This window comes from Pseudomonas rubra (assembly GCF_028656935.1).
Classification (GTDB): Bacteria; Pseudomonadota; Gammaproteobacteria; order Pseudomonadales; family Pseudomonadaceae; genus Aquipseudomonas; species Aquipseudomonas rubra.
Map to the genome: position 1 here is coordinate 132,639 of NZ_JAMDGZ010000043.1, position 23,480 is coordinate 156,118.

Below are 23,480 nucleotides of genomic sequence, written 5' to 3' on the forward strand. Positions count from 1 at the left end.
GCCTATGATCAGCGCTCAGGGCCGGGCAGTGGCTGCCGGCCGTCATCGAGCGAGTGTTCATGCTGACTTCCCCCATCGGCTTCATCCCCCGGCGCCTGCTGGTGGCCTGTGCGCTAAGCCTGGCCTTGGCCGGTTGCGCCAGCCCGCCAGCATCCCAGCTCAAGAGCCTGCCGCAACGGGTCGAGATCGGCTCGGTTCCGTTCTACCGTGGTGAAGCCAACCAGAGTGCTTCGATGGCCCTGGCGGCCTTGCTGTCGCAACAGGGCGTGCGCATCACCCCGGGCCTGCTCGACAAGCCTCTGGGCCTGCCGGCGAACCTGGACACGCTTGAAGGCTCGATCCAGCGGGTTGGCCGTGAATACGGCATGGTGGTCTATCCGCTCGAGCCACGGCTGGACGCCTTGCTGGCCCAGGTCGCGGCGGGCAATCCGGTATTGCTGCGCTTTGAGCAGGGTTCGGCGTTCTGGGGCGAGCCGCGCTATGCCTTGCTGGTCGGCTACGACCGTTACAAGCAGCGGGTGTTGTTGCGGGCGGGGATGAACCGGCGCCTGGCGATGGACTTCGATGACTTCGAGTCGGCCTGGCAAAAGCAGGGGAGTTGGGCGATTTTGCTGCAGCAGCCGGGCCAGTTGCCGGCTCAGGTTGACCGCCAGCGCTGGCTCAAAGCGGCCAATGACCTGGCCCAGGCGGGCCAGGAACAAGCGGCCCGGCAGGCCGTCAGCGCCCTGGGGCAGTGACGGCACCGGCCGGGCAGGGCGATCAGAAGCCCAGGCGGTCGCGCAGACTGTAGTACCAGGCGCCCAGGGCGCTGAACGGTACACGCAGCATCTGGCCACCCGGGAACGGGTAGTGCGGCAGCTCGGCGAAGGCATCGAAACGCTCGGCTTGGCCACGCAGGGCCTCGGCCAGCACCTTGCCCGCCAGGTGGGTGTAGGTGACGCCGTGGCCACTGCAACCCTGGGAGTAATAGATGTTGTCACCCAGGCGGCCCACTTGCGGCAGGCGCGACAGGGTCAGCAGGAAGTTGCCGGTCCAGGCGTAGTCGATCTTCACATCCTTGAGCTGCGGGAAGGCCTTGAGCATTTTCGGGCGGATGATCGCTTCGATGTTGGCCGGGTCACGGGCACCGTAGACCACGCCACCGCCGAAGATCAGGCGCTTGTCGCCGGTCAGGCGGTAGTAGTCGAGCAGGTAGTTGCAGTCCTCGACGCAGTAGTCTTGCGGCAGCAGGCTGCGCGCCAGGTCGTCGCTCAGCGGCTCGGTGGTGATCACCTGAGTGCCGCACGGCATCGACTTGGCTGCCAGCTCCGGCACCAGGCCGCCCAGGTAGGCGTTACCGGCAACGATGATGAACTTGGCGCGCACTTTACCTTGCGGGGTGTGCACCACCGGGTTGGCGCCGCGTTCGATGCGGATGGCCGGCGATTGCTCGTAGATCTTGCCGCCCAGCGACTCGACCGCGGCGGCTTCGCCCAGGGCCAGGTTCAGTGGGTGGATATGGCCGCCGCTCATGTCGAGCATGCCGCCGATGTACTGGTCGCAGTTGACCACTTCACGGATGCGCTTCTGGTCCATCAGCTCCAGCTGGGTGTGGCCGAAGCGTTCCCACAGGCGCTTTTGCGATTCCAGGTGGCCCATCTGCTTGGGCGTCAGGGCGGCGAACACGCCACCGTCCTTGAGGTCGCACTGAATGTTGTACTTGGCCACGCGCTCACGGATGATGCGCCCACCCTCGAAGGCCATGTGGCCCAGCAGTTGCGCCTGCTTGGGGCCGACGGTGCGTTCGATGACGTCGATGTCGCGGCTATAGCTGTTGACGATCTGCCCGCCGTTACGGCCCGACGCGCCGAAGCCGACCTTGGCGGCTTCGAGCACGGTGACCTTGAAGCCGCTTTCAAGCAGGAACAGGGCGCTGGACAAGCCGGTGTAGCCGGCGCCGATTACGCAGACATCGGTCTGTACCTCTTCCTGCAGCGCCGGGCGCGGCGGAACCGGATTGGCCGATGCGGCGTAGTAGGACTGAGGGTAGGGGGTATTGGCCATGCTGCGAAACCTCTGTTTTATATTTTTTACGACTGTACCGATGCTATCAATAATAATAAACACCCGCTAGTCGTGTGTTGAAAATCCTTTACCCCGGGTTTTCACAAATACTTTTGTTATTCAGTGGCTTAGCGTTAAAAAAAGAGTTGACACCGTTCGGCGATTGCGTAGAATGCGCCCCACAGCAGGCACATAGCTCAGTTGGTTAGAGCACCACCTTGACATGGTGGGGGTCGTTGGTTCGAATCCAATTGTGCCTACCAAATCAAATCCGCCCCTGCTGGCGGTACACAAAAAGGCGATCCGCAAGGGTCGCCTTTTTTGTTTGCGGGCATTTTTTGCCGGCAAAGCAAAGCTGCTGATTTTTTTATGAAATTTCGCTTTACGAAGGTCACATACCTGCGTATTATGCGCCCCACAGCAGGCACATAGCTCAGTTGGTTAGAGCACCACCTTGACATGGTGGGGGTCGTTGGTTCGAATCCAATTGTGCCTACCAAACAAATCCACACTGCTGTGTGGTACCAAAAAGGGCGATCCGCAAGGGTCGCCCTTTTTGCATTCTGGCCCCATGGCTGGTCAGTATCCCTGTGGGAGCCGGCGTTGCCGGCGATGAGGCCGGTACAGTCAGCCCATCAGCTGTTGCCTGAATGGCGACCGCTGCGCGCTCGATCGCTGGCAAGGCCAGCTCCCACAGGGTCGGTGAAAGGCTGTTGATTGTAACCATTGCCCTGCCTGCAAATGCTAAAATCCGCCGCTTGCATTCAGGAGATAACACGCGTGCGCAAAGTGGCGGTGGTAATGGCGGTGCTGGCTCTGGCCGGTTGCGAAAACGAAGTCGAAGGTGTGCACCAGCAGGTGGCCGAACACCTGCAGAACCCCAAGACAGCCAAGTTCGCCAATGTACGACTCGACCCGGATGGCATCATCTGTGGTCAGGTGCGTGGCAAAGATGATGCCGGAAAATTCCAACCTTACCGTAGCTATGCGGCCGTCAAGCAGCCCACGGGCGGCTTCGAAATTCTTGTTGCCGACAGCAGCACCCTCATGGAAATCCGCGAACTTTGCGGCGGCGCCGAGCTGCAGCGCGCTGCCGACGCTGCGGCTGACAAGCCTGCACCTCAAGGCTGGGATGTGGAGATCGTCCAGGGCGCGAACATGGGCGCCCTGAGCGACATGACCGCGCGCCTGATCGAAAAGCAGATCCCGTCCTCGGTGGTCTACCGCAACGGCAAGCCGGTGGTGCTGCTCGGCCCTTATCCCGACAGGGTGCAAGCCGAGGCGCAACAAGCTGACGTCATGGCCCGTCTGGGCACCGATTCGATCGTCATCCAGCACGACGCCCCGCGCTAGTCAGCGCCTTCGGGCTCCTCGTACACTGGCGGCTCATACGCAAGGAGAGCCGTCATGAGTGATTCATCCGCCGCCATTACCCTGCAACGCTGTACCGAGCAGCATGTCGATGGCCTGACCGCGTTGTACAACGATCCACGGGTGGCGCGTCAGGTGCTGCAGATGCCGTATCAGGCGCCTGAGCTGTGGCGCAAGCGGTTGAACCTGGATAATGAGCGGATGCTGTTTCTGGTGGCGCTGCACCAGGGTGAAGTCATTGGCAGTTGCACGTTGGAGCAATTCGCTCGCATCCGTCGCGCCCACTGTGGTGGTATCGGCATGGCCGTGGCGTCTGCCTGGCAGGGGCAGGGCGTGGGCAGCCGCCTGCTTGAGGCGGTGCTGGAAGTGGCCGATAACTGGATGGGCCTGCAGCGGGTCGAACTGACGGTGTACACCGACAATCAACCGGCGCTGGCCTTGTACAAGCGCTTTGGTTTCACGGTTGAAGGTCAATTGATTGACTATGCTATGCGTGACGGTGAGTTGATCGATGTCTACAGCATGGCGCGTCTGCGACGGCGCCAACGCTGAGCGGGAGGGCCATATGTCGACGCTGGAGCGGGCCATTGCGGTGGCGGCGAGGGCGCATGAGGGGCAGCATGACAAGGGCGGCGCGGCGTACATACTGCACCCGTTGCGGGTGATGCTCCGGGTTTCGACGCCAGAGCAACGCATCGTCGCGGTGCTGCATGATGTGCTCGAAGACTCGCCGCTGACCCTCTCTGACCTTGCCCGCGAAGGCTTCGCCCTGAAAATTCTGGCGGCAGTGCAAGCGCTTAGCCGGCGCGATGACGAAAGTTACCAGGACTTTGTCGTGCGCCTGGGCCATGACCCGCTGGCGAGGGTGGTCAAGTTGGCCGACCTTGCCGACAACAGCGACTTGTCGCGCATTGCCATCCCGGGCCCGGCAGACCTTGCGCGCCTGGCCCGTTACCAGCAGGCCAGCGCCTACCTGCAGGCGCTGGCCTGAGCCTCAGCCGCAAGCGCTGAGGCTCACCGGGCCGACGAACTCATTGCCATGGCCCATCACGCAGGCGACCCGCTGGTTACGCTGGCGCTCCCAGGGCTGCGGCGGGTAGGTCTTGTTCCAGGCTTCGTACAACTGGCGGTCCTGTTTGGACAGCTTGAGGTTGTACTGCTTGCTCATATAGAAGTAGGTGCGCGCGATCATCCCGCGGATGGACGGCCGCGGCATGACCTTCTTGGCCTTGAAGTCCACCTGGGTCAGGCACGAGCCATATTGCCCGCGCTGCTCGGGCAACCAGCCGAAACTGAAGTTGCTGCGATCGCCATTGACCTCGCCGATGCTCGGCACCAGGTTGTGCAGGTCGGCCTCGGCGCGCTGGTAGGCCTTGTCATTGCGCGAGCAATTCTTGCGCCCGCCACTTTGCCAGCACTGGCGCTGGTGGCCGATCTGCCAGGCCGGAACAATATGCTCCCACTCGATGCGCGCGGCGCGGTTGGCATTCTTGCGCGGCACATAACCACAGGCATTCAAATCGACCTTGTTGCCGCTGTACTTGCAGCCGCAGTAAAACTCGGTGGACTGCGGCGCATACAGGCGCCAGGCGAGCTTCTTGGCTTCGCTGAAGGTGCGCGGTGCGTCGGCGTGGGCGGTGGTGACACTGAACAACAGGCAAGCTACTGCAAAAACCGGAAATCTCATGCGCTTTCAATCTTCCTTCGGCACTACCCAGAAAATCTGCACGCCGCCGTCATCGCGGTAGGCGAGGGTGACGTTGTCGTTCTCGGCGATTTCGTCGAGCAGGGTGGCCCAGTCTTCGGGTGTTTCATGCTCCAAGCGGAAGATCAGCGCGGCCCGGGCTTTTTGCGCGGTGGGGGAATTGATGATTTTCTGGATGCGGATGCCCAGTTGTTGGTAACTGCTGGCAGGGGCGGAAGGGGTGGCCACGAAGCGTTCCTTTTTTAGCTGTATGCGCATACAGTATTTTACTGTACGCAATTTCGCAACAGCTCGTCGGTGAAAGAGCGCATGTGACCGCAAACCGCGCGGTTTGCTGCGGCTTGTTTAAAGTTTTTTTTGCAAGGTTCAGGAAGGCAGGCTTGCCCGTCCTACAGGGCGGGCAAGTACTTGGGGGTTACTCGATCAGTATTCCCAGAAGATCCGCTGCAGCTCTTTGCTGTCCTGGGTCTTGGTCAGGGCGACCATGGCCAGAATCCGGGCTTTTTGCGGGTTCAGGTCGTGGGCGACGACGAAGTCGTTCTTGTCGTCAGGCTGCTCGGCGTTACGCAGCACGAAGCCGCCGGCATTGACGTGGGACGAACGAATGATCTGCACGCCTTGCTTGCGCAGTTCCTGCAGGGTCGGTGCTACACGCGAAGAGACCGAGCCGTTGCCGGTGCCGGCGTGGATGATTGCCTTGGCGCCGTTCTGTGCCAGGGCCTTGTAGGCGGTGTCGGTGACGTTGCCGTAACCGTAGGCGATATCAACGGCAGGCAGGCTGCTGATTTTCTTGATGTCGAATTCCGAGTCGGCAGTGTGACGCTTGGCCGGCAGGCGGAACCAGTAGGATTTGCCTTCCACGACCATACCCAGCGGGCCCCATTGGCTCTTGAAGGCTTCGGTCTTGATGTTCACCGACTTGCTGACGTCACGGCCCGACTGGATCTCGTCGTTCATGGTGACCAGCACGCCTTTGCCACGCGATTCCTTGTTGCTGGCCACGGCCACGGCGTTGTACAGGTTGAGCATGCCGTCAGCCGACATGGCGGTGCCTGGGCGCATGGAGCCGACCACCACGATTGGTTTGTCGGTCTTTTCTACCAGGTTGAGGAAGTAGGCAGTCTCTTCCAGGGTGTCGGTACCGTGGGTGATGACGATGCCGTCGACGTCCTTGCTGTCGGCAAGTTCTGCGACGCGTTTGCCCAGTTGCAGCAGGTTTTCGTTGCTGATGCTCTCGGAGGCGATCTGCAGCACTTGCTCGCCGCGCACATTGGCCAGGGTGGCCAGTTCCGGAACACCGGCGATCAGTTTGTCGATACCGACCTTGGCGGCCTGGTAGGTCGCGCTGTTGGCGGTGCTGGCGCCGGCGCCGGCAATGGTGCCGCCGGTGGCGAGGATCACCACGTTGGCCAGTTTCTGTTGGTTCTCGACTTCCTTGGCGTTGACGCCTGCGGGCATTAACAGCAGCAGGGCCAAAGCGCCCGGAACGAAGGAATTAAGTGCAGCTTTCATCGTTGATCTCTCTTCTGTCTGGAGTTCGCTGTGTAACGCGCTATCAGCAGCAGATTCCGTACCAGAACAGCCGTTCGTCGGTTTTCATCTTCAATCGCTTGATTTTGTTGGGTCTGAGCGGGCTGCTAAAACGCTGTCAGGGAATCATCTGGTTCGGAATTCCGAATATTCAGTGTATAAGTGTTCGGTTTTCCGATGTTTTTGAGGATAATTCCTACATACGTCGTACCAGCAAAACTGCTCGGGTCGAATTGACAAAACCGGGTGGCATTCGCATAGTGAGTTAACGCAAACGTTTGCGACCCGATAAAAATCATAAGATCCGGAGTAAACCCATGAAGCTGCCCTTTGCTGGACGCCTGCTGGCTGTCGCCGTACTGTCCTCGCTGACCCTCGCCGCACCCTTGTCCCAAGCCCTTGCCGATGAAACCAAGCCCAAAGTGGCGCTGGTGATGAAGTCGCTGGCCAACGAATTTTTCCTGACCATGGAAGACGGCGCCAAGGCCTATCAGAAAAACCACGCTGATGATTTCGAACTGGTGTCCAACGGCATCAAGGACGAGACCGATGCCGGCAACCAGATCCGCATTGTCGAGCAAATGATCGTCTCCGGAGTCAACGCCCTGGTCATCGCCCCGGCCGACTCCAAGGCCCTGGTGCCGGTGGTGAAGAAGGCCATGGACGCCGGCATCACCGTGATCAACATCGACAACCGCCTCGACCCTGAAGTGCTCAAGAGCAAGAACCTCAGCGTGCCCTTCGTGGGCCCCGACAACCGCAAGGGCGCGCGCCTGGTCGGTGAGTACCTGGCCAAAGAGAAGCTCAAGGCCGGTGACCAGGTCGGCATTATCGAAGGCGTCTCGACCACCACCAACGCCCAGCAGCGCACCGCAGGCTTCAAGGATGCGATGCAGGCGGCGCAGATCGAGGTCGTTTCCGTGCAGTCGGGCGACTGGGAGATTGCCAAGGGCAATGCCGTCGCCGCCGCGATGCTCAACGCCAACCCGCAGCTCAAGGCGCTGCTGGCCGGCAACGACAGCATGGCCCTGGGCGCGGTGTCGGCAGTGCGTGCCGCCGGCAAGGCCGGTCAGGTGCAGGTGGTCGGTTACGACAACATCAACGCCATCAAGCCGATGCTCAAGGACGGCCGCGTGCTTGCCACCGCCGACCAGTACGCCGCCAAGCAGGCGGTGTTCGGTATCGAGGCGGCGCTGAAGATGCTCAAGGGCGAAAAGCCTGAAGTCGACGTCGACAACGTCATCCAGACGCCGGTTGAGCTGGTCACCCAAAAGTAGTCGCATAGCGCGCCAGGAGAACAGGCAATGTCAGCGACTGCGGATGTCGTACTTTCAGTCAGCGCCATCGGCAAGACCTACGCCCAGCCGGTGCTGGGCGATGTCGATTTGAGCCTGCACCGGGGCGAGGTGCTGGCCCTGACCGGCGAAAACGGCGCGGGCAAGAGCACCCTGTCGAAGATCATCGGCGGCCTCGAAGCCGCCACCACCGGGCACATGCTCTACCAGGGCCGTGCCTATCAGCCTGGCAGCCGCGCCGCCGCCGAGCGCCTGGGCGTGCGCATGGTCATGCAGGAACTCAACCTGCTGCCGACCCTGACCGTGGCCGAGAACCTGTTTCTCGACAACTTGCCCGGGCGCGCCGGCTGGATCAACCGCAAGCGCCTGCGCCAACTGGCCCAGGCGGCCATGGCCCAGGTCGGCCTTGAGGCGATTGACCCGGATACCCCGGTGGGCGAGCTGGGCATCGGCCATCAGCAGATGGTCGAGATCGCCCGCAACCTGATCGGCGACTGCCATGTGCTGATCTTCGATGAGCCCACGGCGATGCTCACTGCCCGCGAGGTCGAGTTGCTGTTCACCCAGATCGAACGCCTGCAGCAGCGCGGCGTGGCCATCGTCTACATCTCCCATCGCCTTGAAGAGCTCAAGCGCATCGCTCAACGTATCGCCGTGCTGCGCGATGGCAAGCTGGTATGTGTCGAGCCGATGCAGCGTTACAACAGCGAGCAACTGGTCAATCTGATGGTTGGCCGCGAGCTGGGCGAGCATATCGACCTGGGCGTGCGCAACATTGGCGCGCCGATTCTCAAGGTGCACAAGCTCAGCCGTGGCGACAAGGTCAAGCAGGTGTCGTTCGAGGTGCGCAGTGGCGAGGTTTTCGGTATCTCCGGGCTGATCGGTGCCGGGCGCACAGAGCTGTTGCGGCTGATCTACGGCGCCGATAGCGCCGACAGCGGCAGCATGGAACTGGGCGATCCCTTGCTCCCGGTGCGGGTCGATTCGCCCGTGGACGCGGTGCGCCAGGGCATTGCCCTGATCACCGAGGACCGCAAGGGCGAAGGCCTGCTGCTGAGCCAGTCGATCAGCGCCAATATCGCCCTGGGCAACCTGCCGGCGATTTCCCGCGCCGGCGTGGTCAGCAGCGCTGCCGAGCGCGCACTGGCTGAACGGCAGATCGCCGCCATGCGCATCCGCAGCTCCAGCCCCGAGCAGGTGGTCGGCGAGCTGTCGGGCGGCAACCAGCAAAAAGTGGTGATCGGTCGCTGGCTGGAGCGCGATTGTACGGTGCTGCTGTTCGATGAGCCTACCCGTGGCATCGACGTCGGCGCCAAGTTCGATATCTACGGCTTGATGGCCGAACTGGCGCGCCAGGGCAAGGCCCTGGTGGTGGTGTCCAGCGACCTGCGCGAGCTGATGCTGATTTGTGACCGCATCGGCGTGCTCAGTGCCGGCCGGCTGATCGAGACCTTCAAGCGCGACAGCTGGACCCAGGATCAATTATTGGCCGCAGCCTTTGCCGGCTATCAGAAACGTGATGCGTTGCTGCATGAAGCGGCACCCAGGACTACCCCATGAAAACCACGCAACTGCACACCGCCGCCCCCAGCGCCAAGCGCAGCGGCAACTACTTTGGCCTGGGTAGCTACCTGGGCCTGGCCGGCGCTTTGCTGGCGATGATCGTGCTGTTCTCGTTGTTGAGCAGCCACTTTCTGTCTTACGCCACCTTCAGCACCCTGGCCAACCAGATCCCCGACCTGATGGTGTTGGCGGTGGGCATGACCTTCGTGCTGATCATCGGCGGCATCGACCTGTCGGTGGGCTCGGTGCTGGCCCTGGCCGGTTCCGCCGTCAGTGTGGCGATGCTCGGCTGGGGCTGGAGCGTGATGCCCGCCGCCATGCTCGGCATGGGCGTGGCGGCGCTGGCCGGTAGCATCACCGGCTCGATCACCGTGGCCTGGCGCATTCCCTCGTTCATCGTCTCCCTCGGCGTGCTGGAGATGGCCCGGGGCATGGCCTACCAGTTGACCGGTTCGCGCACCGCCTATATCGGCGACGCCTTTGCCTGGCTGTCCAACCCCTTGGCGTTCGGCGTCTCGCCGTCGTTCATCATTGCCTTGCTGGTGATCATTCTCGCCCAGCTGGTGCTGACCCGTACGGTGTTCGGCCGCTACCTGATCGGCATCGGCACCAACGAAGAAGCGGTACGCCTGGCTGGCATCGACCCGCGCCCGTACAAGATCCTGGTATTCGCGCTGATGGGCCTGCTCGCCGGGCTTGCCGCGCTGTTCCAGATTTCCCGCCTGGAAGCCGCCGACCCCAATGCCGGCTCCGGCCTTGAACTGCAGGTGATCGCCGCCGTGGTGATCGGCGGCACCAGCCTGATGGGTGGCCGCGGCTCGGTGATCAGCACCTTTTTCGGCGTGCTGATCATCTCGGTGCTGGCTGCAGGGCTGGCGCAGATCGGTGCTTCGGAGCCGACCAAACGCATCATCACCGGGGCGGTGATCGTCATCGCCGTGGTCCTCGACACTTACCGCAGCCGGCGCGCGCGCAGGCGGACCTGAAACAATGGCAACCATCAAAGATGTCGCGGCACTGGCGGGGATTTCCTACACCACCGTGTCCCATGTACTGAACAAGACCCGACCGGTCAGCGAGCCGGTGCGCCTCAAGGTCGAGGCGGCGATCGCCGAGCTCGACTACGTGCCCAGCGCCGTGGCTCGTTCGCTAAAAGCGCGCAGCACCGCGACCATCGGCCTGCTGGTGCCCAACAGCGTCAACCCGTACTTCGCCGAGCTGGCCCGGGGTATCGAGGACGGCTGCGAGCGTAATGGCTACTGCGTGATCCTCTGCAACTCCGACGACAACCCGCAAAAGCAGCGCAGCTACCTGCGCGTGCTGCTGGAAAAGCGCATCGACGGCCTGATCGTCGCCTCGGTCGGTGAAGACCACGACCTGCAGGGTAGCCTGGCCAACGTGCGCACCCCCATGGTCATCGTCGACCGGGCGCTGGAGGGTGTGGAGGCGGACCTGGTGAGTATCGACCACGAGCAGGGCGCTTATCTTGCGACCCGCCATCTGCTCGAACTGGGCCATCGCGACATTGCCTGCATCGGTGGCCCGGCCCACACCAGCGTCGCCCAGTTGCGCCTGGCCGGGTTTCATCGGGCGCTGGCCGAGGCCGGTGTCACGGCCCGTGACGCCTGGCTGCTGCACAGTGACTTCACCAGCCTGGGCGGATACGCGGCGGCGGCCCTGCTGCTGGAAGGCGAGCGGCCGACGGCGATTTTTGCCGGCAACGACATGATCGGCATCGGCGTGTTGCGCGCCGCCGCCGAGCGCAACATCTGCGTGCCCAGCGAGCTGTCGGTGATCGGCTTCGACGATATCCAGATCAGCCAGTACGTGTTCCCGGCCCTGACCACCGTCGGCCAGTCGATCCGCGAGCTGGGCGAGAGTGCGGCCGAGCTGTTGCTGCGGCGCATCGCCGAACCGCTGCGTGGAGCGCCGGAGCAACGCATCGTGGCGCCGAGCATTGTCTTGCGCGAGTCGACCGCACCGCGCCCCGACCTTTTCAATGATTACCGCTGAGACGAGCCCGCACATGCAAGCCAATGTAGTAGTGGTAGGTAGCCTGAACATGGACCTGGTCACCCGCGCCGAGCGCCTGCCCCGTGGTGGTGAAACCCTGGTGGGTGAATCCTTTGCCACCGTGCCGGGCGGCAAGGGCGCCAACCAGGCGGTGGCCGCGGCGCGCCTGGGGGCGCAGGTGGCGATGGTCGGCTGCGTCGGTGATGATGCCTACGGCCAGCAATTGCGCCAGGCCCTGACTGACGAGCAAATCGACAACCAGGCCGTCAGCATTGCCGCCGGGGTGCCCACCGGCGTGGCGCTGATTGTGGTGGATGCGGCCAGCCAGAACGCCATCGTTATCATTGCCGGTGGCAATGGCCAGTTGCTGCCTGAATCAGTGCAGCGCTTCGATGCCTTGCTGCAAGCGGCGCAGGTGATCATCTGCCAACTGGAAGTGCCCATGGCCACCGTCGCCTACACCCTTGAGCGGGGCAGGGCGCTGGGCAAGACCGTGATTCTCAACCCGGCGCCGGCCAGTGGCCCGCTGCCGGCGCAGTGCTTGGCCAATATCGATTACCTGATCCCCAATGAAAGCGAAGCCGAAGCCTTGACCGGGTTGCCGGTCAATGACCTGGCCAGCGCCAAGGCTGCCGCCACTCATCTGCTGGGCCTGGGCGTCGGCAAGGTGATCGTCACCCTCGGTGCCCAGGGCGCCTTGTTTGCCAATGGCCAGGGTTTCAGGCATTTCCCGGCGCCGCTGGTGAAAGCGGTGGACACCACGGCCGCGGGTGATACCTTTGTCGGCGGTTTCGCTGCGGCCCTGGCGCGTGGCGAAGAGGAGGGCGCAGCCATCGCCTTCGGTCAACGTGCGGCGGCCCTGTCGGTTACCCGCGCCGGTGCGCAGCCATCGATCCCGCGCCTGGCCGAGTTGCAGCCATGAAAAAGACGCCATTGCTCAACATTGCCTTGTCGCGGCTGATCGCCTCCCTTGGCCATGGCGACATCCTGCTGATCGGTGATGCCGGCTTGCCGGTGCCGCCGGGAGTGGAGCTGATCGACCTGGCGCTGACCCCGGGTATCCCGGACTTCGCCAGTACCCTGCGGGTGGTGCTCAGTGAAATGCAGGTCGAAAGCCACGTGCTGGCGGATGAAATTTTCCAGCATCAGCCGCCTGGCCTGGCCGCGATCGAGCAACTGAGCGCTCGGGGCGAGCTGGGCAGCCGCAGCCTGCTCAGCCATGACCAGTTCAAGCAGCTGAGCCGCAGTGCCCGGGCCATCGTGCGCACCGGTGAGTGCCAGCCGTACAGCAATATCGCCCTGGTCGCCGGGGTAACCTTCTAGTGTTTAATACCTGTTCATAAGGATGTGTCGTATGTTGTGTCATGCCAAACGTTTGCTCCAAGGAGTACTGCTGATGTCCGTGTTGTCGGCCGGCGCCCAGGCTGCGCCCATTGACCTGATCATCGATACCGACCCTGGCGCTGACGACGTGGTGGCGCTGTTCATGGCCATGGGCTCGCCGGACGAGCTGAAGATCCGTGCCATCACCACCGTGGCCGGCAACGTGCGCCTCGACAAGACCTCACGCAATGCCCGCCTGGCGCGCGAATGGGCTGGGCGCGAAGACATTCCGGTGTATGCCGGCGCGTCCCGGCCGCTAATGCGCACGCCAATCTACGCCGACAATATTCACGGCGAGGAGGGCTTGCCAGGCATTACCGTCAGCGAGCCGAAAAAGGGCCTGGCCAAGGGTGATGCCGTCCAGTACCTGATCGACACCCTGAGCACTGCCAAGCCACACAGCATCACCATCGCCATGCTCGGCCCGCAGACCAACCTCGCCCTGGCGCTGATGCTGAAGCCAGAGATCGTCAGCGGCATCAAGGAAGTGGTGGTCATGGGTGGCGCCCATTTCAATGGCGGCAATATCACGCCGGTGGCCGAGTTCAACCTGTTCGCCGACCCCCAGGCCGCCGAAGTGGTGCTCAAAAGCGGCGTCAAACTGACCTACCTGCCACTGGACGTCACCCACAAAGTGCTGACCAGCGAAGCGCGGCTCAAGCAGATCGCCGACCTCAACAATGCCGCGAGCAAGCGCGTGGCGGATATTCTCAATGCCTACGTCAAGGCCGACATGGTGCACTACGGCATCCCGGGTGGCCCGGTGCACGACACCACAGTGATTGCCTACCTGCTCAAGCCCGAGCTGTTCAAGGGGCGTCAGGTGTCGATGGTGGTCGACAGCCGCGAGGGCCCGACCTTTGGCCAGACCATTCCCGACTGGTATGGCAGCCTGAAGGCACCGGCCAATGTCACCTGGATTACAGAGGGTGATGCCCAGGGCTTTTTTGATCTGCTCAGTACGCGTCTGAAGCGTCTTCCATAGCCTGCGGCTGGGCGTAGCGTTCAAAGACCTGGTCGACGTAGTTGCGTGCCTCCTCCGGGCCCAGGTCTTTGACCAGCAGATCCAGGGCAATCAGCAGCAGCTCTTCGGCAGTGGCCGGGCTGTAGGCGCTCTGGCCCTCGGCCCATTTGACCTTGATGTCGGCATCGATGGTGTGGCTTGTCATGGGTGTTCTCGGGTGAGACCTACGCGCGCTGTGGGTTCAAATGCCGGGCCCTGGCGTTTGAAGGGGAGGCTGGTCTGCGCTCCGCCACTGCTTGCAGTAAATCATGCCGAGGGCCGGCATCGCACTGCGACTTAGGCATAAGCGCGGCGGCGTGGCAAACTAACAGTGTTTTAGTTTGCCGGGACAGCGCAGTGCAGATCGATCTGAACAATCCGCAGGACTTTACCCTTGAGCACGTCCGGGCCTTGCTCGTGGCTGGCAATGGCGCGGTGCACAACCAATTGCGCGTCAGTCGCGCAGGCATTGCCTGGTTGTCCCAGGTCACTGGCGGGCGTGAGCTCGAAGGTCTGTCCTTTCGTCTGGAAACCTGGGCTGCGGGCTCGGGGTGCGTCGGCCCGCAGGTGGCGGATGACCAGCGCTGGGTATCGCAGGTGTTCAACGCCCTGAGCAACAACTGGCCGAACCCGAGCAACGATTACATCGACTTGTATTAGGGCTGTGCAAAATCCGGTCACGATTGCCTTGGGCCTTGAAGGCTCTGGCTCGGGCACAATGCTGCGGTTTTGCAACGAAAAACCAGCGGTGCTGTCACATAGGCAGCATTCAAGTATTTAAGGAGGATTCATGTTCCGCACGCGTGCATCATTGGCAAGCCTGTTGGCTGTCGCCGTATTGGCAGGGTGCAGCAGCACTGGCGGCTCTTCGTCGAAGGCCCCCGAGGCAGTTGCTGCCAATACCGATGGCCGCTGCCAGGCCAGCGGCGCCGAGTTTGCCATCGGCAAACCGGCCAGCCCCGAGCTGCTTGAACAAGCGCGCAAGGCCAGCGGCTCGCAACTGGCCCGTGTACTCCAGCCGCACGACGTCATGACCCTGGAATACCGCTCCGAGCGCCTGAACCTCAACGCCGATGAAAAGGGCGTGATCACCCGCGTCAACTGCGGCTAGGTTCTGCGGCCCCATCGCTGGCAAGGCCAGCTCCCACAGGTCCTGTGTGCATCGCTCCATTGTGGGAGCCGGCGTTGCCGGCGATGGGTTGCGAAGCAGGCCCAAAATCCGGGCACAAAAAAACCCGCCACAAGGACGGGTTTTTTTATTCGGTCAGAGCTTACTCTGGACGAACTTGTGCAGCCTGCATGCCCTTCTGGCCTTTTTCGGCAACGAAGGAGACAGTCTGGCCTTCCTTCAGGCTTTTGAAACCGTCGGATTCGATAGCCTTGAAGTGAACGAACAGGTCGTCGCCGCCACCTTGTGGAGTGATGAAGCCGAAGCCTTTCTCATCGTTGAACCATTTTACGGTGCCGGTTTGGCGATTAGACATGGGTGTATCTCCAAGAAACATGATTTTCAGTAGTGCGGTGTTGCCGAGGCCAACAGGGTGCACGCTGACCATCATAGTATAATTATGGGCTTGTAGCCCCTTTTACCTTCGCAGAATGCTGATCTGGAGCAAATTAGCGATGGATAACGGGCCAAAGGCCCTATTTTTTCGGGCCGCAGACCGCTGCAATATTTTTTTGCGCACGCTCCATTACCGCAGCATCCACGCCATCTTCCAGGGTGTCCAGGTCTTTCATCTCTTTGTCGCTGAGGTTTTTCTGCAGCACCTCGCCTGCGCATTGGCAGTGCTGTTCGGCTTTATCCTTTGCCAGGCCTTGTTTCTGCGCCTGCGCTACGCAGGTCATCTGGTAGTTGGCGGGCAGCTTGCCGGCATGGGCGCCCAATGGCAGCAGCAGGGCAGAGGCAGCCGCCAGGGCCAGAAGAGACTGAAGTCGCATATCCAAACACTCCTTGGGTCGAGTCTTACAAGAGTAGGCCGCTTCAAAAACTCTGAGCAGAAAAATTCCACGCAAGTTCCCCTCAGTCGCCGCAACGCTTTGTGCTAGCATGTCTGGCTCGGGATGTTCGGCAGCTTTTCTGCCGCCCCGTGACCTTCGTTTGTTTTACTCCAGTCACTCTGGTTCGTTCCCTGGCAGGCCTTCGGGCTTCTGCCACTGTGAGGCAGGCTTTGCGCATGCAAAGGCAGGGGCGGATCGCGTACTGGCTCATCCCAACCCACGTGACCTTTGGTAGGGGTCACCACTAGGAGAGGAGGCGCCATGCCCACTATTACTCTTCCCGATGGCAGTCAACGTTCATTCGACAAGGCAGTTTCAGTTGCCGAAGTCGCCGCATCCATTGGTGCAGGCCTTGCCAAAGCCACCGTCGCCGGCAAGGTCGACGGCAAGCTGGTCGACGCTTGCGACCTGATCGAACACGATGCCAGCCTGCAAATCATCACGCCCAAGGACGAAGAGGGGCTGGAGATCATCCGTCACTCGTGCGCCCACCTGGTCGGCCACGCGGTCAAGCAGCTGTACCCCACCGCGAAAATGGTCATCGGTCCGGTCATCGACGAAGGCTTTTACTACGACATCGCCTACGAGCGTCCTTTCACGCCCGAAGACATGGCGGCCATCGAACAGCGCATGCAGCAGCTGATCGACACCGACTACGACGTCATCAAGAAGGTCACTCCGCGCGCCGAAGTGATCGAAGTTTTCAAGGCCCGTGGCGAAGACTACAAGCTGCGCCTGGTCGAGGACATGCCCGACGAACAGGCCATGGGCCTGTACTACCACGAAGAATACGTCGACATGTGCCGCGGCCCGCACGTGCCGAACACCCGTTTCCTCAAATCCTTCAAGCTGACCAAGCTGTCCGGCGCCTACTGGCGCGGCGACGCTAAAAATGAGCAGCTGCAGCGCGTCTACGGCACCGCCTGGGCCGACAAGAAGCAGCTGGCTGCTTATATTCAGCGCATCGAAGAAGCAGAAAAACGCGACCACCGTAAAATCGGTAAGCGCCTGGGCCTGTTCCACCTCCAGGAAGAAGCGCCGGGCATGGTGTTCTGGCACCCCAACGGCTGGACCCTGTACCAGGTACTCGAGCAGTACATGCGCAAGGTGCAGCGCGACAACGGCTATCTTGAGATCAAGACGCCGCAAGTGGTTGACCGTTCGCTGTGGGAGAAGTCTGGCCACTGGGCCAACTACGCCGACAACATGTTCACCACCCAGTCGGAAAACCGCGACTACGCCATCAAGCCGATGAACTGCCCGTGCCACGTGCAGGTGTTCAACCAGGGCCTGAAGAGCTACCGCGAGCTGCCGCTGCGTCTGGCCGAGTTCGGTGCCTGCCACCGTAACGAGCCGTCGGGTGCGCTGCACGGCATCATGCGCGTGCGTGGCTTCACCCAGGACGACGCGCACATTTTCTGCACCGAAGAGCAGATGCAGTCCGAATCCGCAGCCTTCATCAAGCTGACCATGGATGTCTACCGCGACTTCGGTTTCAAAGACATCGAAATGAAGCTCTCGACCCGCCCTGAAAAGCGCGTCGGTTCCGATGAGCTGTGGGATCGCGCCGAAGCTGCACTGGCCGCCGCCCTCGACAGCGCTGGCCTGCCGTACGACCTGCAGCCGGGCGAAGGCGCCTTCTATGGGCCGAAGATCGAGTTCTCGCTCAAGGATTGCCTGGGCCGTGTCTGGCAGTGTGGTACCCTGCAGCTCGACTTCAACCTGCCGATCCGCCTGGGCGCAGAGTTCGTTTCCGAAGACAACGGCCGCAAGCATCCGGTGATGTTGCACCGTGCAATCCTCGGTTCGTTCGAGCGTTTCGTCGGAATTCTCATCGAGCACTATGAAGGCGCATTCCCGGCTTGGCTCGCGCCAACCCAGGCGGTGATCATGAATATCACCGACAAGCAGGCCGAATTCGCCCAAAATGTTGAAAAAATTCTCAACGAAAGCGGGTTCCGTGCCAAGTCCGACTTGAGAAATGAGAAAATCGGCTTTAAAATCCGCGAGCATACTTTGCTCAAGGTCCCTTACCTTTTGGTTATAGGTGATCGCGAAGTCGAAACGCAAACCGTCGCCGTACGTACCCGAGAAGGCGCAGACCTTGGCTCCATGCCGGTCGCCCAGTTCGCGGAGTTCCTTGCGCAGTCGGTTTCCCGGCGTGGTCGCCAAGAATCGGAGTAATTACTATTAAGCGTGAAATGAGAAACGATAAACGAACTGCACCGAAGGCCCCGATCAACGAGAATATCTCGGCACGCGAGGTTCGGTTAATTGGCGCTGACGGCGAGCAGATTGGCATCGTCTCGATTGATGAAGCGCTTCGTATCGCTGAAGAAGCGAAGCTGGACCTGGTAGAAATTTCTGCCGACGCAGTACCGCCTGTCTGCAAGGTCATGGACTACGGCAAGCACCTCTTCGAAAAGAAGAAGCAAGCTAACGAAGCCAAGAAGAACCAGAAGCAGGTCCAGATTAAAGAAATCAAGTTTCGTCCAGGGACGGAGGATGGGGATTACCAGGTAAAACTACGCAACCTGGTACGTTTCCTAAGTGATGGGGACAGGGCCAAGATTTCCTTGAGATTTCGCGGTCGTGAGATGGCCCACCAGGAGCTGGGTATGGAACTGCTGAAGCGGGTTGAAGTTGACCTCGCCGAATACGGTACCGTCGAACAGCATCCTAAGATGGAAGGACGCCAACTGATCATGGTCATCGCCCCCAAGAAAAAGAAATAACCACCAGGGCACGGCAGGCCTTGCGGTTATGTTTATCAACTGAATGCGGAGTATCCGAACATGCCAAAGATGAAAACCAAAAGCGGTGCAGCCAAGCGTTTCTTGAAAACGGCTAACGGCATCAAGCACAAACACGCTTTCAAAAGCCACATCCTGACCAAAATGTCGACCAAGCGTAAGCGTCAACTTCGTGGTAGCAGCTTGCTGCACCCGTCGGACGTGGCAAAAGTCGAGCGCATGCTGCGCCTTCGTTAATTTTTGGTTAAAGATAGAGGAAGTTACTCATGGCTCGTGTAAAGCGTGGCGTCATCGCTCGTAAGCGTCACAAGAAAATTCTGAAACTGGCTAAAGGCTACTACGGCGCACGCTCGCGCGTATTCCGTGTTGCCAAGCAAGCGGTCATCAAGGCAGGCCAATACGCCTACCGCGACCGTCGTCAGAAAAAACGTCAGTTCCGCGCTCTGTGGATCGCTCGTATCAACGCCGGTGCGCGTATCAACGGTCTGTCCTACAGCCGCCTGATCGCTGGCCTGAAAAAAGCGTCGATCGAAATCGACCGCAAAGTTCTGGCTGATCTGGCAGTGAACGAAAAAGCGGCGTTTGCTGCGATTGTCGAGAAAGCTAAAGCCTCGCTGGCTTAAGTACCCCCGACAATCACCTGGCGTCATTTCCGGCGCCTGGTGTTAAACGTCTTAATAGGGGAAGAGCCTGCGCTCTTCCCCTATTTCGTATCTGGAGTCTGTACATGGAAAACCTGGACGCGCTGGTCTCCCAAGCCCTGGAGGCCGTGGAACGCGCTGAAGACATCAATGCCCTGGAACAGATCCGGGTGCACTTCCTTGGCAAGAAAGGCGAACTGACCCAGGTGATGAAGACCCTGGGCAACTTGCCTGCCGAAGAGCGGCCAAAAGTTGGCGCGCTGATCAACGACGCCAAGGAACGCGTCACCGAGGTCCTCAACGCGCGCAAGGCGGCGTTTGAAGAGGCCGAGCTCAGCGCCCGTCTGGCCGCCGAGTGCATTGATGTAACCCTGCCGGGCCGTGGCCAGACCTCCGGTGGTCTGCATCCGATCACCCGTACCCTGGAACGCATCGAGCAGTTCTTCACCCACATCGGCTACGGCATCGCCGAAGGCCCTGAGGTCGAAGACGACTACCACAACTTCGAAGCGCTCAACATTCCCGGCCACCACCCGGCCCGGGCAATGCACGACACCTTCTACTTCAATGCCAACATGCTGCTGCGTACCCACACCTCGCCGGTGCAGGTGCGGACCATGGAGTCCACTCAGCCGCCGATCCGCATTGTTTGCCCGGGCCGCGTCTACCGTTGCGACTCGGATATCACCCACTCGCCGATGTTCCACCAGGTCGAAGGCCTGTTGATCGATCGCGACATCAATTTCGCCGACCTTAAAGGCACCATCGAAGAGTTCCTGCGGGTGTTCTTCGAAAAAGAGCTGGCGGTACGTTTCCGTCCGTCGTTCTTCCCCTTCACCGAACCTTCGGCTGAAGTCGACATCCAGTGCGTGATGTGCAGCGGCAAAGGCTGCCGCGTGTGCAAGCAGACTGGCTGGCTGGAAGTCATGGGCTGCGGCATGGTTCACCCCAACGTGCTGCGCATGTCGGGCATCGACCCCGAAGAGTTCCAGGGCTTTGCCTTCGGCATGGGCGCCGAGCGCCTGGCCATGCTGCGTTACGGCGTCAACGATTTGCGCCTGTTCTTCGACAACGACTTGCGGTTCCTTGCGCAATTTCGCTAGGTCGCGCACCCGTAACGAATCTTTCAGGAGAGCAGGATGAAATTCAGTGAAAAGTGGCTGCGCGGTTGGGTCAACCCGCAGGTATCCCGTGACGATCTGGTCGCCCGTCTGTCGATGGCCGGCCTTGAGGTCGACAGCGTCACCCCGGCCGCTGGCCAGTTCAGCGGCATCGTCGTCGGTGAGGTGCTAAGCACCGAACAGCACCCCGATGCCGACAAACTGCGCGTGTGCCAGGTCAGCAGCGGCAGCGAGACCTTCCAGGTCGTGTGCGGCGCGCCCAACGTGCGCCCTGGCCTGAAGATCCCCTTCGCCATGATCGGCGCCGAACTGCCGGGCGACTTCAAGATCAAGAAGGCCAAGCTGCGTGGCGTTGAATCCAACGGCATGCTGTGCTCGGCGGCCGAGCTGCAGATCAGCGAAGAAAACGACGGCCTGCTGGAACTGGCAGCCGACGCTCCGGTTGGCGAAGACATTCGCGTGTACCTGGACCTGGACGACGCCAGCATCGAGATCGGCCTGACCCCGAACCGTGGCGACTGCCTGTCTGTAGCGGGCCTGGCCCGTGACGTCGGCGCCCTGTACGACGCACCGGTCACCCGCCCGGTAGTGCCGGCCATTGCTGCCGTCCACGACGAAGTGCGCCCGGTCGAAGTGCTGGCCCCAGCGGCCTGCCCACGCTACCTGGGCCGCGTCATCCGTAACGTCGACCTGTCCAAGCCAACCCCGCTGTGGATGGTCGAGCGCCTGCGTCGCTCCGACGTGCGTAGCATCGACGCTGCCGTCGACATCACCAACTACGTGATGCTCGAACTGGGCCAGCCGATGCACGCCTTCGATCTTGCCGAAATCAACGGCGGCATCCGCGTGCGCATGGCCGAAGAGGGCGAGAAGCTGGTACTGCTCGACGGCCAGGAAGTCACCCTGCGTCCCGACACCCTGGTGATCGCCGACCACACCCGCGCCCTGGCCATTGCCGGCGTGATGGGTGGCGAGCACAGCGGCGTTGCTGCTGGCACCCGCGACATCTTCCTTGAGAGCGCCTTCTTCGAGCCGATTTCCGTGGCTGGCAAGGCCCGCTCCTACGGCCTGCACACCGATGCTTCGCACCGTTACGAGCGCGGCGTCGACTCGCAACTGGCCCGCGAAGCCATCGAGCGCGCCACCGGCCTGCTGCTGGACATCGTTGGCGGCGAAGCCGGCCCGGTGATCGACGTCACCAGCCAAGCGCACCTGCCCAAGGTTGCACCGGTCACCCTGCGTGCCGAACGCCTGACCCAGATGCTGGGCATGGAAATGGCCAGCGCCGAAGTCGAGCAACTGCTCAACGGCCTGGGCCTGAAAACCACCGCTGGGGAAGGGCAGTGGCAGGTCGAAGTACCAAGCCATCGCTTTGACATCAGCCTGGAAGTCGACCTGATCGAAGAACTGGCCCGCCTGTACGGCTACAACCGCCTGCCGGTCCGTTACCCGCAAGCGCGCCTGGCCCCGCAGGGCAAGCCTGAAGCTCGTGGCGAACTGCCAGCCCTGCGCCGCCTGCTGGTGGCCCGTGGTTACCAGGAAGCCATCACCTTCAGCTTCATCGACCCGAAACTGTTCGAACTGTTCAGCCCGGGCGTTGAGCCGCTGCTGCTGGCCAACCCGATCTCCAACGACATGGCGGCCATGCGTGCCTCGCTGTGGCCGGGCCTGGTCAAGTCGCTGCAGCACAACCTCAACCGCCAGCAAGACCGCGTGCGCCTGTTCGAAAGCGGCCAGCGCTTCGTCGGCCAGCTGGGCGACCTCAAGCAGCAGCCGATGCTCGCCGGTGTGGTATGCGGCAGCCGCCTGCCAGAAGGTTGGGCCAACAGCCGTGACAGCATCGACTTCTTCGACGTGAAGGCCGATGTAGAAGCCGTACTGGGCTTCTCCGGTTCGCTTGCCGAGTTCAGCTTCGTCCCGGGCAAACACCCGGCGCTGCACCCGGGCCAAACCGCGCGCATCGAGCGCGATGGTCGCGAAGTCGGCTACCTGGGCGCTATCCACCCAGAGCTGGCCAAGACCCTGGGCCTGGACCGTCCGGTGTTCGTCTTCGAGCTGGTATTGGCCGAAGTGGCCGAAGGCCGCCTGCCGACCTTCAGCGAGTTGTCGAAATTCCCGGAAGTGCGTCGTGACCTGGCCTTGGTGGCAGGACGTGATGTTGCTTCGAGCTCGGTGCTTGAAGTAATTCGTGACAATGCAGGCGAATGGCTCACGGACCTCAGGCTGTTTGATGTTTATCAGGGTAAAGGCATTGATCCTGATAGAAAAAGCCTGGCCGTCGGCTTGACCTGGCAGCATCCATCGCGCACTCTTAATGATGAAGAGGTGAACACTGCAACCCAGAACATCCTCACCTCGCTCGAACAAAGGTTGAACACCACGTTAAGGAAATAGCGTATGGGTGCTCTGACGAAAGCTGAGATGGCCGAACGGCTGTACGAGGAGCTGGGCCTGAACAAGCGCGAGGCCAAGGAATTGGTCGAGCTGTTTTTTGAGGAAATCAGGCACGCTCTTGAAGACAACGAGCAGGTCAAATTGTCCGGATTCGGCAATTTTGACCTGCGTGACAAACGCCAGCGGCCGGGCCGCAACCCCAAGACTGGGGAAGAGATCCCGATCACGGCGCGTCGAGTCGTCACCTTTCGTCCAGGGCAAAAACTCAAAGCCCGAGTTGAGGCCTATGCTGGAACCAAGTCATAACGACGAGCTTCCGCCGATTCCAGGCAAACGCTACTTCACCATTGGTGAAGTGAGTGAGCTTTGCGCGGTAAAACCGCACGTGCTCCGCTACTGGGAGCAGGAATTCCCGCAACTCAACCCGGTAAAGCGCCGCGGTAACCGGCGGTACTATCAGCGCCAAGACGTGCTGATGATCCGCCAGATCCGCGCGCTGCTGTACGACCAAGGCTTCACCATCGGCGGGGCGCGCCTGCGCCTCTCTGGCGATGAAGCCAAGGACGACACCACCCAGTACAAGCAACTGATTCGGCAGATGATTGTCGAGTTGGAAGACGTCCTGGTGGTGCTGAAGAAGTAACCCATATCGGGCCCGGAATTT

General features: G+C 61.4%; 28 protein-coding genes and 2 tRNA genes. 23 read left to right on the forward strand and 7 right to left on the reverse strand.

Annotation, left to right across the window (positions count from 1 at the left end):
* The first annotated feature begins 59 nt into the window (after positions 1 to 59).
* Positions 60 to 737 carry a peptidase C39 family protein gene (locus M5G17_RS18890; protein ID WP_273894438.1) on the forward strand — a complete coding sequence of 226 codons (678 nt, stop codon included), beginning with the start codon at positions 60 to 62 and terminating at the stop codon, positions 735 to 737.
* A gap of 22 nt (positions 738 to 759) precedes the next feature.
* On the opposite strand, the gene M5G17_RS18895 is transcribed toward M5G17_RS18890, so the two are convergent.
* Positions 760 to 2,043: an NAD(P)/FAD-dependent oxidoreductase gene (locus M5G17_RS18895; RefSeq protein ID WP_273894439.1), complete on the reverse strand. Its 1,284-nt coding sequence runs from the start codon at positions 2,041 to 2,043 to the stop codon at positions 760 to 762.
* 186 nt (positions 2,044 to 2,229) lie between these two features.
* Between M5G17_RS18895 and M5G17_RS18900 the strand changes: the two genes are divergently transcribed.
* The 5 genes from M5G17_RS18900 (at position 2,230) to M5G17_RS18920 (ending at position 4,405) form a co-directional block, all read left to right on the forward strand.
* Positions 2,230 to 2,306: transfer RNA gene (locus tag M5G17_RS18900), tRNA-Val, on the forward strand.
* 159 nt (positions 2,307 to 2,465) lie between these two features.
* Positions 2,466 to 2,542 (forward strand) — tRNA-Val (locus tag M5G17_RS18905).
* A 281-nt stretch (positions 2,543 to 2,823) separates the two neighbouring features.
* Positions 2,824 to 3,396 carry an SPOR domain-containing protein gene (locus M5G17_RS18910; protein WP_273894440.1) on the forward strand — a complete coding sequence of 191 codons (573 nt, stop codon included), beginning with the start codon at positions 2,824 to 2,826 and terminating at the stop codon, positions 3,394 to 3,396.
* Between the two features lie 54 nt (positions 3,397 to 3,450).
* Positions 3,451 to 3,966 carry a GNAT family N-acetyltransferase gene (locus M5G17_RS18915; protein WP_273894441.1) on the forward strand — a complete coding sequence of 172 codons (516 nt, stop codon included), beginning with the start codon at positions 3,451 to 3,453 and terminating at the stop codon, positions 3,964 to 3,966.
* Between the two features lie 13 nt (positions 3,967 to 3,979).
* Positions 3,980 to 4,405: a GTP pyrophosphokinase gene (locus tag M5G17_RS18920; protein ID WP_273894442.1), complete on the forward strand. Its 426-nt coding sequence runs from the start codon at positions 3,980 to 3,982 to the stop codon at positions 4,403 to 4,405.
* A 3-nt stretch (positions 4,406 to 4,408) separates the two neighbouring features.
* On the opposite strand, the gene M5G17_RS18925 is transcribed toward M5G17_RS18920, so the two are convergent.
* The 3 genes from M5G17_RS18925 to M5G17_RS18935 all read right to left on the reverse strand — a co-directional run bounded on the left by M5G17_RS18925 (position 4,409) and on the right by M5G17_RS18935 (position 6,631).
* On the reverse strand, positions 4,409 to 5,101 hold the full coding sequence (locus M5G17_RS18925) for an endonuclease I family protein (protein WP_273894443.1): 693 nt from the start codon (positions 5,099 to 5,101) through the stop codon (positions 4,409 to 4,411).
* Positions 5,102 to 5,107: 6 nt separating this feature from the next.
* On the reverse strand, positions 5,108 to 5,377 hold the full coding sequence (locus M5G17_RS18930) for a DUF1654 domain-containing protein (protein WP_130265288.1): 270 nt from the start codon (positions 5,375 to 5,377) through the stop codon (positions 5,108 to 5,110).
* Between the two features lie 165 nt (positions 5,378 to 5,542).
* Positions 5,543 to 6,631, reverse strand: a complete 1,089-nt coding sequence (locus tag M5G17_RS18935; protein WP_273894444.1) for an asparaginase — start codon at positions 6,629 to 6,631, stop codon at positions 5,543 to 5,545.
* A 335-nt stretch (positions 6,632 to 6,966) separates the two neighbouring features.
* On the opposite strand from M5G17_RS18935, the gene M5G17_RS18940 reads away from it, so the two are divergent.
* The 7 genes from M5G17_RS18940 to M5G17_RS18970 are packed head-to-tail and all read left to right on the forward strand — an operon-like array spanning position 6,967 to position 13,888.
* Complete coding sequence (locus M5G17_RS18940; RefSeq protein ID WP_273894445.1) at positions 6,967 to 7,926, forward strand: sugar ABC transporter substrate-binding protein; 960 nt, start codon at positions 6,967 to 6,969, stop codon at positions 7,924 to 7,926.
* A 27-nt stretch (positions 7,927 to 7,953) separates the two neighbouring features.
* Positions 7,954 to 9,504 carry a sugar ABC transporter ATP-binding protein gene (locus tag M5G17_RS18945; protein ID WP_273894446.1) on the forward strand — a complete coding sequence of 517 codons (1,551 nt, stop codon included), beginning with the start codon at positions 7,954 to 7,956 and terminating at the stop codon, positions 9,502 to 9,504.
* Complete coding sequence (locus tag M5G17_RS18950) at positions 9,501 to 10,493, forward strand: ABC transporter permease (protein WP_273894447.1); 993 nt, start codon at positions 9,501 to 9,503, stop codon at positions 10,491 to 10,493. Before M5G17_RS18945 ends, M5G17_RS18950 begins: the two co-directional genes overlap by 4 nt.
* 4 nt (positions 10,494 to 10,497) lie before the next feature.
* A complete protein-coding gene (locus M5G17_RS18955) occupies positions 10,498 to 11,520 on the forward strand; it encodes a LacI family DNA-binding transcriptional regulator (RefSeq protein ID WP_273894448.1) in 1,023 nt (340 codons plus the stop codon).
* A gap of 13 nt (positions 11,521 to 11,533) precedes the next feature.
* Entirely contained in the window at positions 11,534 to 12,442 is a 909-nt protein-coding gene (gene rbsK, locus M5G17_RS18960) for a ribokinase (protein WP_273894449.1), read from the forward strand.
* A complete protein-coding gene (gene rbsD / locus M5G17_RS18965; RefSeq protein ID WP_273894450.1) occupies positions 12,439 to 12,843 on the forward strand; it encodes a D-ribose pyranase in 405 nt (134 codons plus the stop codon). The genes rbsK and rbsD overlap by 4 nt, the downstream gene beginning before the upstream one ends.
* 31 nt (positions 12,844 to 12,874) lie before the next feature.
* Positions 12,875 to 13,888 (forward strand): nucleoside hydrolase, encoded by a 1,014-nt coding sequence (locus M5G17_RS18970; protein WP_420793393.1) that lies wholly within the window; start codon positions 12,875 to 12,877, stop codon positions 13,886 to 13,888.
* On the opposite strand, the gene M5G17_RS18975 is transcribed toward M5G17_RS18970, so the two are convergent.
* A complete protein-coding gene (locus M5G17_RS18975) occupies positions 13,860 to 14,072 on the reverse strand; it encodes a hypothetical protein (RefSeq protein ID WP_273894452.1) in 213 nt (70 codons plus the stop codon). The genes M5G17_RS18970 and M5G17_RS18975 overlap by 29 nt on opposite strands.
* Before the next feature lie 191 nt (positions 14,073 to 14,263).
* Here M5G17_RS18975 and M5G17_RS18980 point away from each other — a divergent pair, with 191 nt between their 5' ends.
* Positions 14,264 to 14,566 carry a hypothetical protein gene (locus tag M5G17_RS18980; protein WP_273894453.1) on the forward strand — a complete coding sequence of 101 codons (303 nt, stop codon included), beginning with the start codon at positions 14,264 to 14,266 and terminating at the stop codon, positions 14,564 to 14,566.
* A gap of 130 nt (positions 14,567 to 14,696) precedes the next feature.
* On the forward strand, positions 14,697 to 15,017 hold the full coding sequence (locus M5G17_RS18985; protein ID WP_273894454.1) for an I78 family peptidase inhibitor: 321 nt from the start codon (positions 14,697 to 14,699) through the stop codon (positions 15,015 to 15,017).
* Between the two features lie 160 nt (positions 15,018 to 15,177).
* Here M5G17_RS18985 and M5G17_RS18990 read toward each other — a convergent pair whose 3' ends face one another.
* A complete protein-coding gene (locus M5G17_RS18990; protein ID WP_003179963.1) occupies positions 15,178 to 15,390 on the reverse strand; it encodes a cold-shock protein in 213 nt (70 codons plus the stop codon).
* Positions 15,391 to 15,550: 160 nt separating this feature from the next.
* Positions 15,551 to 15,847: a hypothetical protein gene (locus M5G17_RS18995; protein WP_273894455.1), complete on the reverse strand. Its 297-nt coding sequence runs from the start codon at positions 15,845 to 15,847 to the stop codon at positions 15,551 to 15,553.
* 321 nt (positions 15,848 to 16,168) lie between these two features.
* Between M5G17_RS18995 and thrS the strand changes: the two genes are divergently transcribed.
* The 8 genes from thrS to M5G17_RS19035 all read left to right on the forward strand — a co-directional run bounded on the left by thrS (position 16,169) and on the right by M5G17_RS19035 (position 23,459).
* Complete coding sequence (gene thrS / locus M5G17_RS19000; RefSeq protein ID WP_273894456.1) at positions 16,169 to 18,091, forward strand: threonine--tRNA ligase; 1,923 nt, start codon at positions 16,169 to 16,171, stop codon at positions 18,089 to 18,091.
* A complete protein-coding gene (gene infC, locus M5G17_RS19005; protein ID WP_177414079.1) occupies positions 18,091 to 18,642 on the forward strand; it encodes a translation initiation factor IF-3 in 552 nt (183 codons plus the stop codon). Before thrS ends, infC begins: the two co-directional genes overlap by 1 nt.
* Before the next feature lie 60 nt (positions 18,643 to 18,702).
* Entirely contained in the window at positions 18,703 to 18,897 is a 195-nt protein-coding gene (gene rpmI, locus M5G17_RS19010; protein ID WP_002553160.1) for a 50S ribosomal protein L35, read from the forward strand.
* A gap of 29 nt (positions 18,898 to 18,926) precedes the next feature.
* A complete protein-coding gene (gene rplT / locus M5G17_RS19015) occupies positions 18,927 to 19,283 on the forward strand; it encodes a 50S ribosomal protein L20 (protein ID WP_010222414.1) in 357 nt (118 codons plus the stop codon).
* A gap of 104 nt (positions 19,284 to 19,387) precedes the next feature.
* Entirely contained in the window at positions 19,388 to 20,404 is a 1,017-nt protein-coding gene (gene pheS, locus M5G17_RS19020; protein WP_130265273.1) for a phenylalanine--tRNA ligase subunit alpha, read from the forward strand.
* Positions 20,405 to 20,440: 36 nt separating this feature from the next.
* Positions 20,441 to 22,816: a phenylalanine--tRNA ligase subunit beta gene (pheT, locus tag M5G17_RS19025; RefSeq protein WP_273894457.1), complete on the forward strand. Its 2,376-nt coding sequence runs from the start codon at positions 20,441 to 20,443 to the stop codon at positions 22,814 to 22,816.
* 3 nt (positions 22,817 to 22,819) lie between these two features.
* Positions 22,820 to 23,122 carry an integration host factor subunit alpha gene (gene ihfA, locus M5G17_RS19030; protein WP_002553164.1) on the forward strand — a complete coding sequence of 101 codons (303 nt, stop codon included), beginning with the start codon at positions 22,820 to 22,822 and terminating at the stop codon, positions 23,120 to 23,122.
* Positions 23,103 to 23,459, forward strand: a complete 357-nt coding sequence (locus M5G17_RS19035; protein ID WP_010222411.1) for a MerR family transcriptional regulator — start codon at positions 23,103 to 23,105, stop codon at positions 23,457 to 23,459. Before ihfA ends, M5G17_RS19035 begins: the two co-directional genes overlap by 20 nt.
* Positions 23,460 to 23,480: the final 21 nt, after the last annotated feature.

What these genes read in the sequence shown, in the direction of transcription:
- M5G17_RS18890 (WP_273894438.1), top strand. Translation starts at nt 60, where the DNA reads ATGCTGACTTCCCCCATCGGCTTCATCCCCCGGCGCCTGCTGGTGGCC.
- M5G17_RS18895 (WP_273894439.1), bottom strand. Translation starts at nt 2,043, where the DNA reads ATGGCCAATACCCCCTACCCTCAGTCCTACTACGCCGCATCGGCCAAT.
- M5G17_RS18915 (WP_273894441.1), top strand. Translation starts at nt 3,451, where the DNA reads ATGAGTGATTCATCCGCCGCCATTACCCTGCAACGCTGTACCGAGCAG.
- M5G17_RS18920 (WP_273894442.1), top strand. Translation starts at nt 3,980, where the DNA reads ATGTCGACGCTGGAGCGGGCCATTGCGGTGGCGGCGAGGGCGCATGAG.
- M5G17_RS18925 (WP_273894443.1), bottom strand. Translation starts at nt 5,101, where the DNA reads ATGAGATTTCCGGTTTTTGCAGTAGCTTGCCTGTTGTTCAGTGTCACC.
- M5G17_RS18930 (WP_130265288.1), bottom strand. Translation starts at nt 5,377, where the DNA reads ATGCGCATACAGCTAAAAAAGGAACGCTTCGTGGCCACCCCTTCCGCC.
- M5G17_RS18935 (WP_273894444.1), bottom strand. Translation starts at nt 6,631, where the DNA reads ATGAAAGCTGCACTTAATTCCTTCGTTCCGGGCGCTTTGGCCCTGCTG.
- M5G17_RS18940 (WP_273894445.1), top strand. Translation starts at nt 6,967, where the DNA reads ATGAAGCTGCCCTTTGCTGGACGCCTGCTGGCTGTCGCCGTACTGTCC.
- M5G17_RS18945 (WP_273894446.1), top strand. Translation starts at nt 7,954, where the DNA reads ATGTCAGCGACTGCGGATGTCGTACTTTCAGTCAGCGCCATCGGCAAG.
- M5G17_RS18950 (WP_273894447.1), top strand. Translation starts at nt 9,501, where the DNA reads ATGAAAACCACGCAACTGCACACCGCCGCCCCCAGCGCCAAGCGCAGC.
- M5G17_RS18955 (WP_273894448.1), top strand. Translation starts at nt 10,498, where the DNA reads ATGGCAACCATCAAAGATGTCGCGGCACTGGCGGGGATTTCCTACACC.
- rbsK (WP_273894449.1), top strand. Translation starts at nt 11,534, where the DNA reads ATGCAAGCCAATGTAGTAGTGGTAGGTAGCCTGAACATGGACCTGGTC.
- rbsD (WP_273894450.1), top strand. Translation starts at nt 12,439, where the DNA reads ATGAAAAAGACGCCATTGCTCAACATTGCCTTGTCGCGGCTGATCGCC.
- M5G17_RS18970 (WP_420793393.1), top strand. Translation starts at nt 12,875, where the DNA reads ATGTTGTGTCATGCCAAACGTTTGCTCCAAGGAGTACTGCTGATGTCC.
- M5G17_RS18975 (WP_273894452.1), bottom strand. Translation starts at nt 14,072, where the DNA reads ATGACAAGCCACACCATCGATGCCGACATCAAGGTCAAATGGGCCGAG.
- M5G17_RS18985 (WP_273894454.1), top strand. Translation starts at nt 14,697, where the DNA reads ATGTTCCGCACGCGTGCATCATTGGCAAGCCTGTTGGCTGTCGCCGTA.
- M5G17_RS18990 (WP_003179963.1), bottom strand. Translation starts at nt 15,390, where the DNA reads ATGTCTAATCGCCAAACCGGCACCGTAAAATGGTTCAACGATGAGAAA.
- M5G17_RS18995 (WP_273894455.1), bottom strand. Translation starts at nt 15,847, where the DNA reads ATGCGACTTCAGTCTCTTCTGGCCCTGGCGGCTGCCTCTGCCCTGCTG.
- thrS (WP_273894456.1), top strand. Translation starts at nt 16,169, where the DNA reads ATGCCCACTATTACTCTTCCCGATGGCAGTCAACGTTCATTCGACAAG.
- rpmI (WP_002553160.1), top strand. Translation starts at nt 18,703, where the DNA reads ATGCCAAAGATGAAAACCAAAAGCGGTGCAGCCAAGCGTTTCTTGAAA.
- rplT (WP_010222414.1), top strand. Translation starts at nt 18,927, where the DNA reads ATGGCTCGTGTAAAGCGTGGCGTCATCGCTCGTAAGCGTCACAAGAAA.
- pheS (WP_130265273.1), top strand. Translation starts at nt 19,388, where the DNA reads ATGGAAAACCTGGACGCGCTGGTCTCCCAAGCCCTGGAGGCCGTGGAA.
- pheT (WP_273894457.1), top strand. Translation starts at nt 20,441, where the DNA reads ATGAAATTCAGTGAAAAGTGGCTGCGCGGTTGGGTCAACCCGCAGGTA.
- ihfA (WP_002553164.1), top strand. Translation starts at nt 22,820, where the DNA reads ATGGGTGCTCTGACGAAAGCTGAGATGGCCGAACGGCTGTACGAGGAG.
- M5G17_RS19035 (WP_010222411.1), top strand. Translation starts at nt 23,103, where the DNA reads ATGCTGGAACCAAGTCATAACGACGAGCTTCCGCCGATTCCAGGCAAA.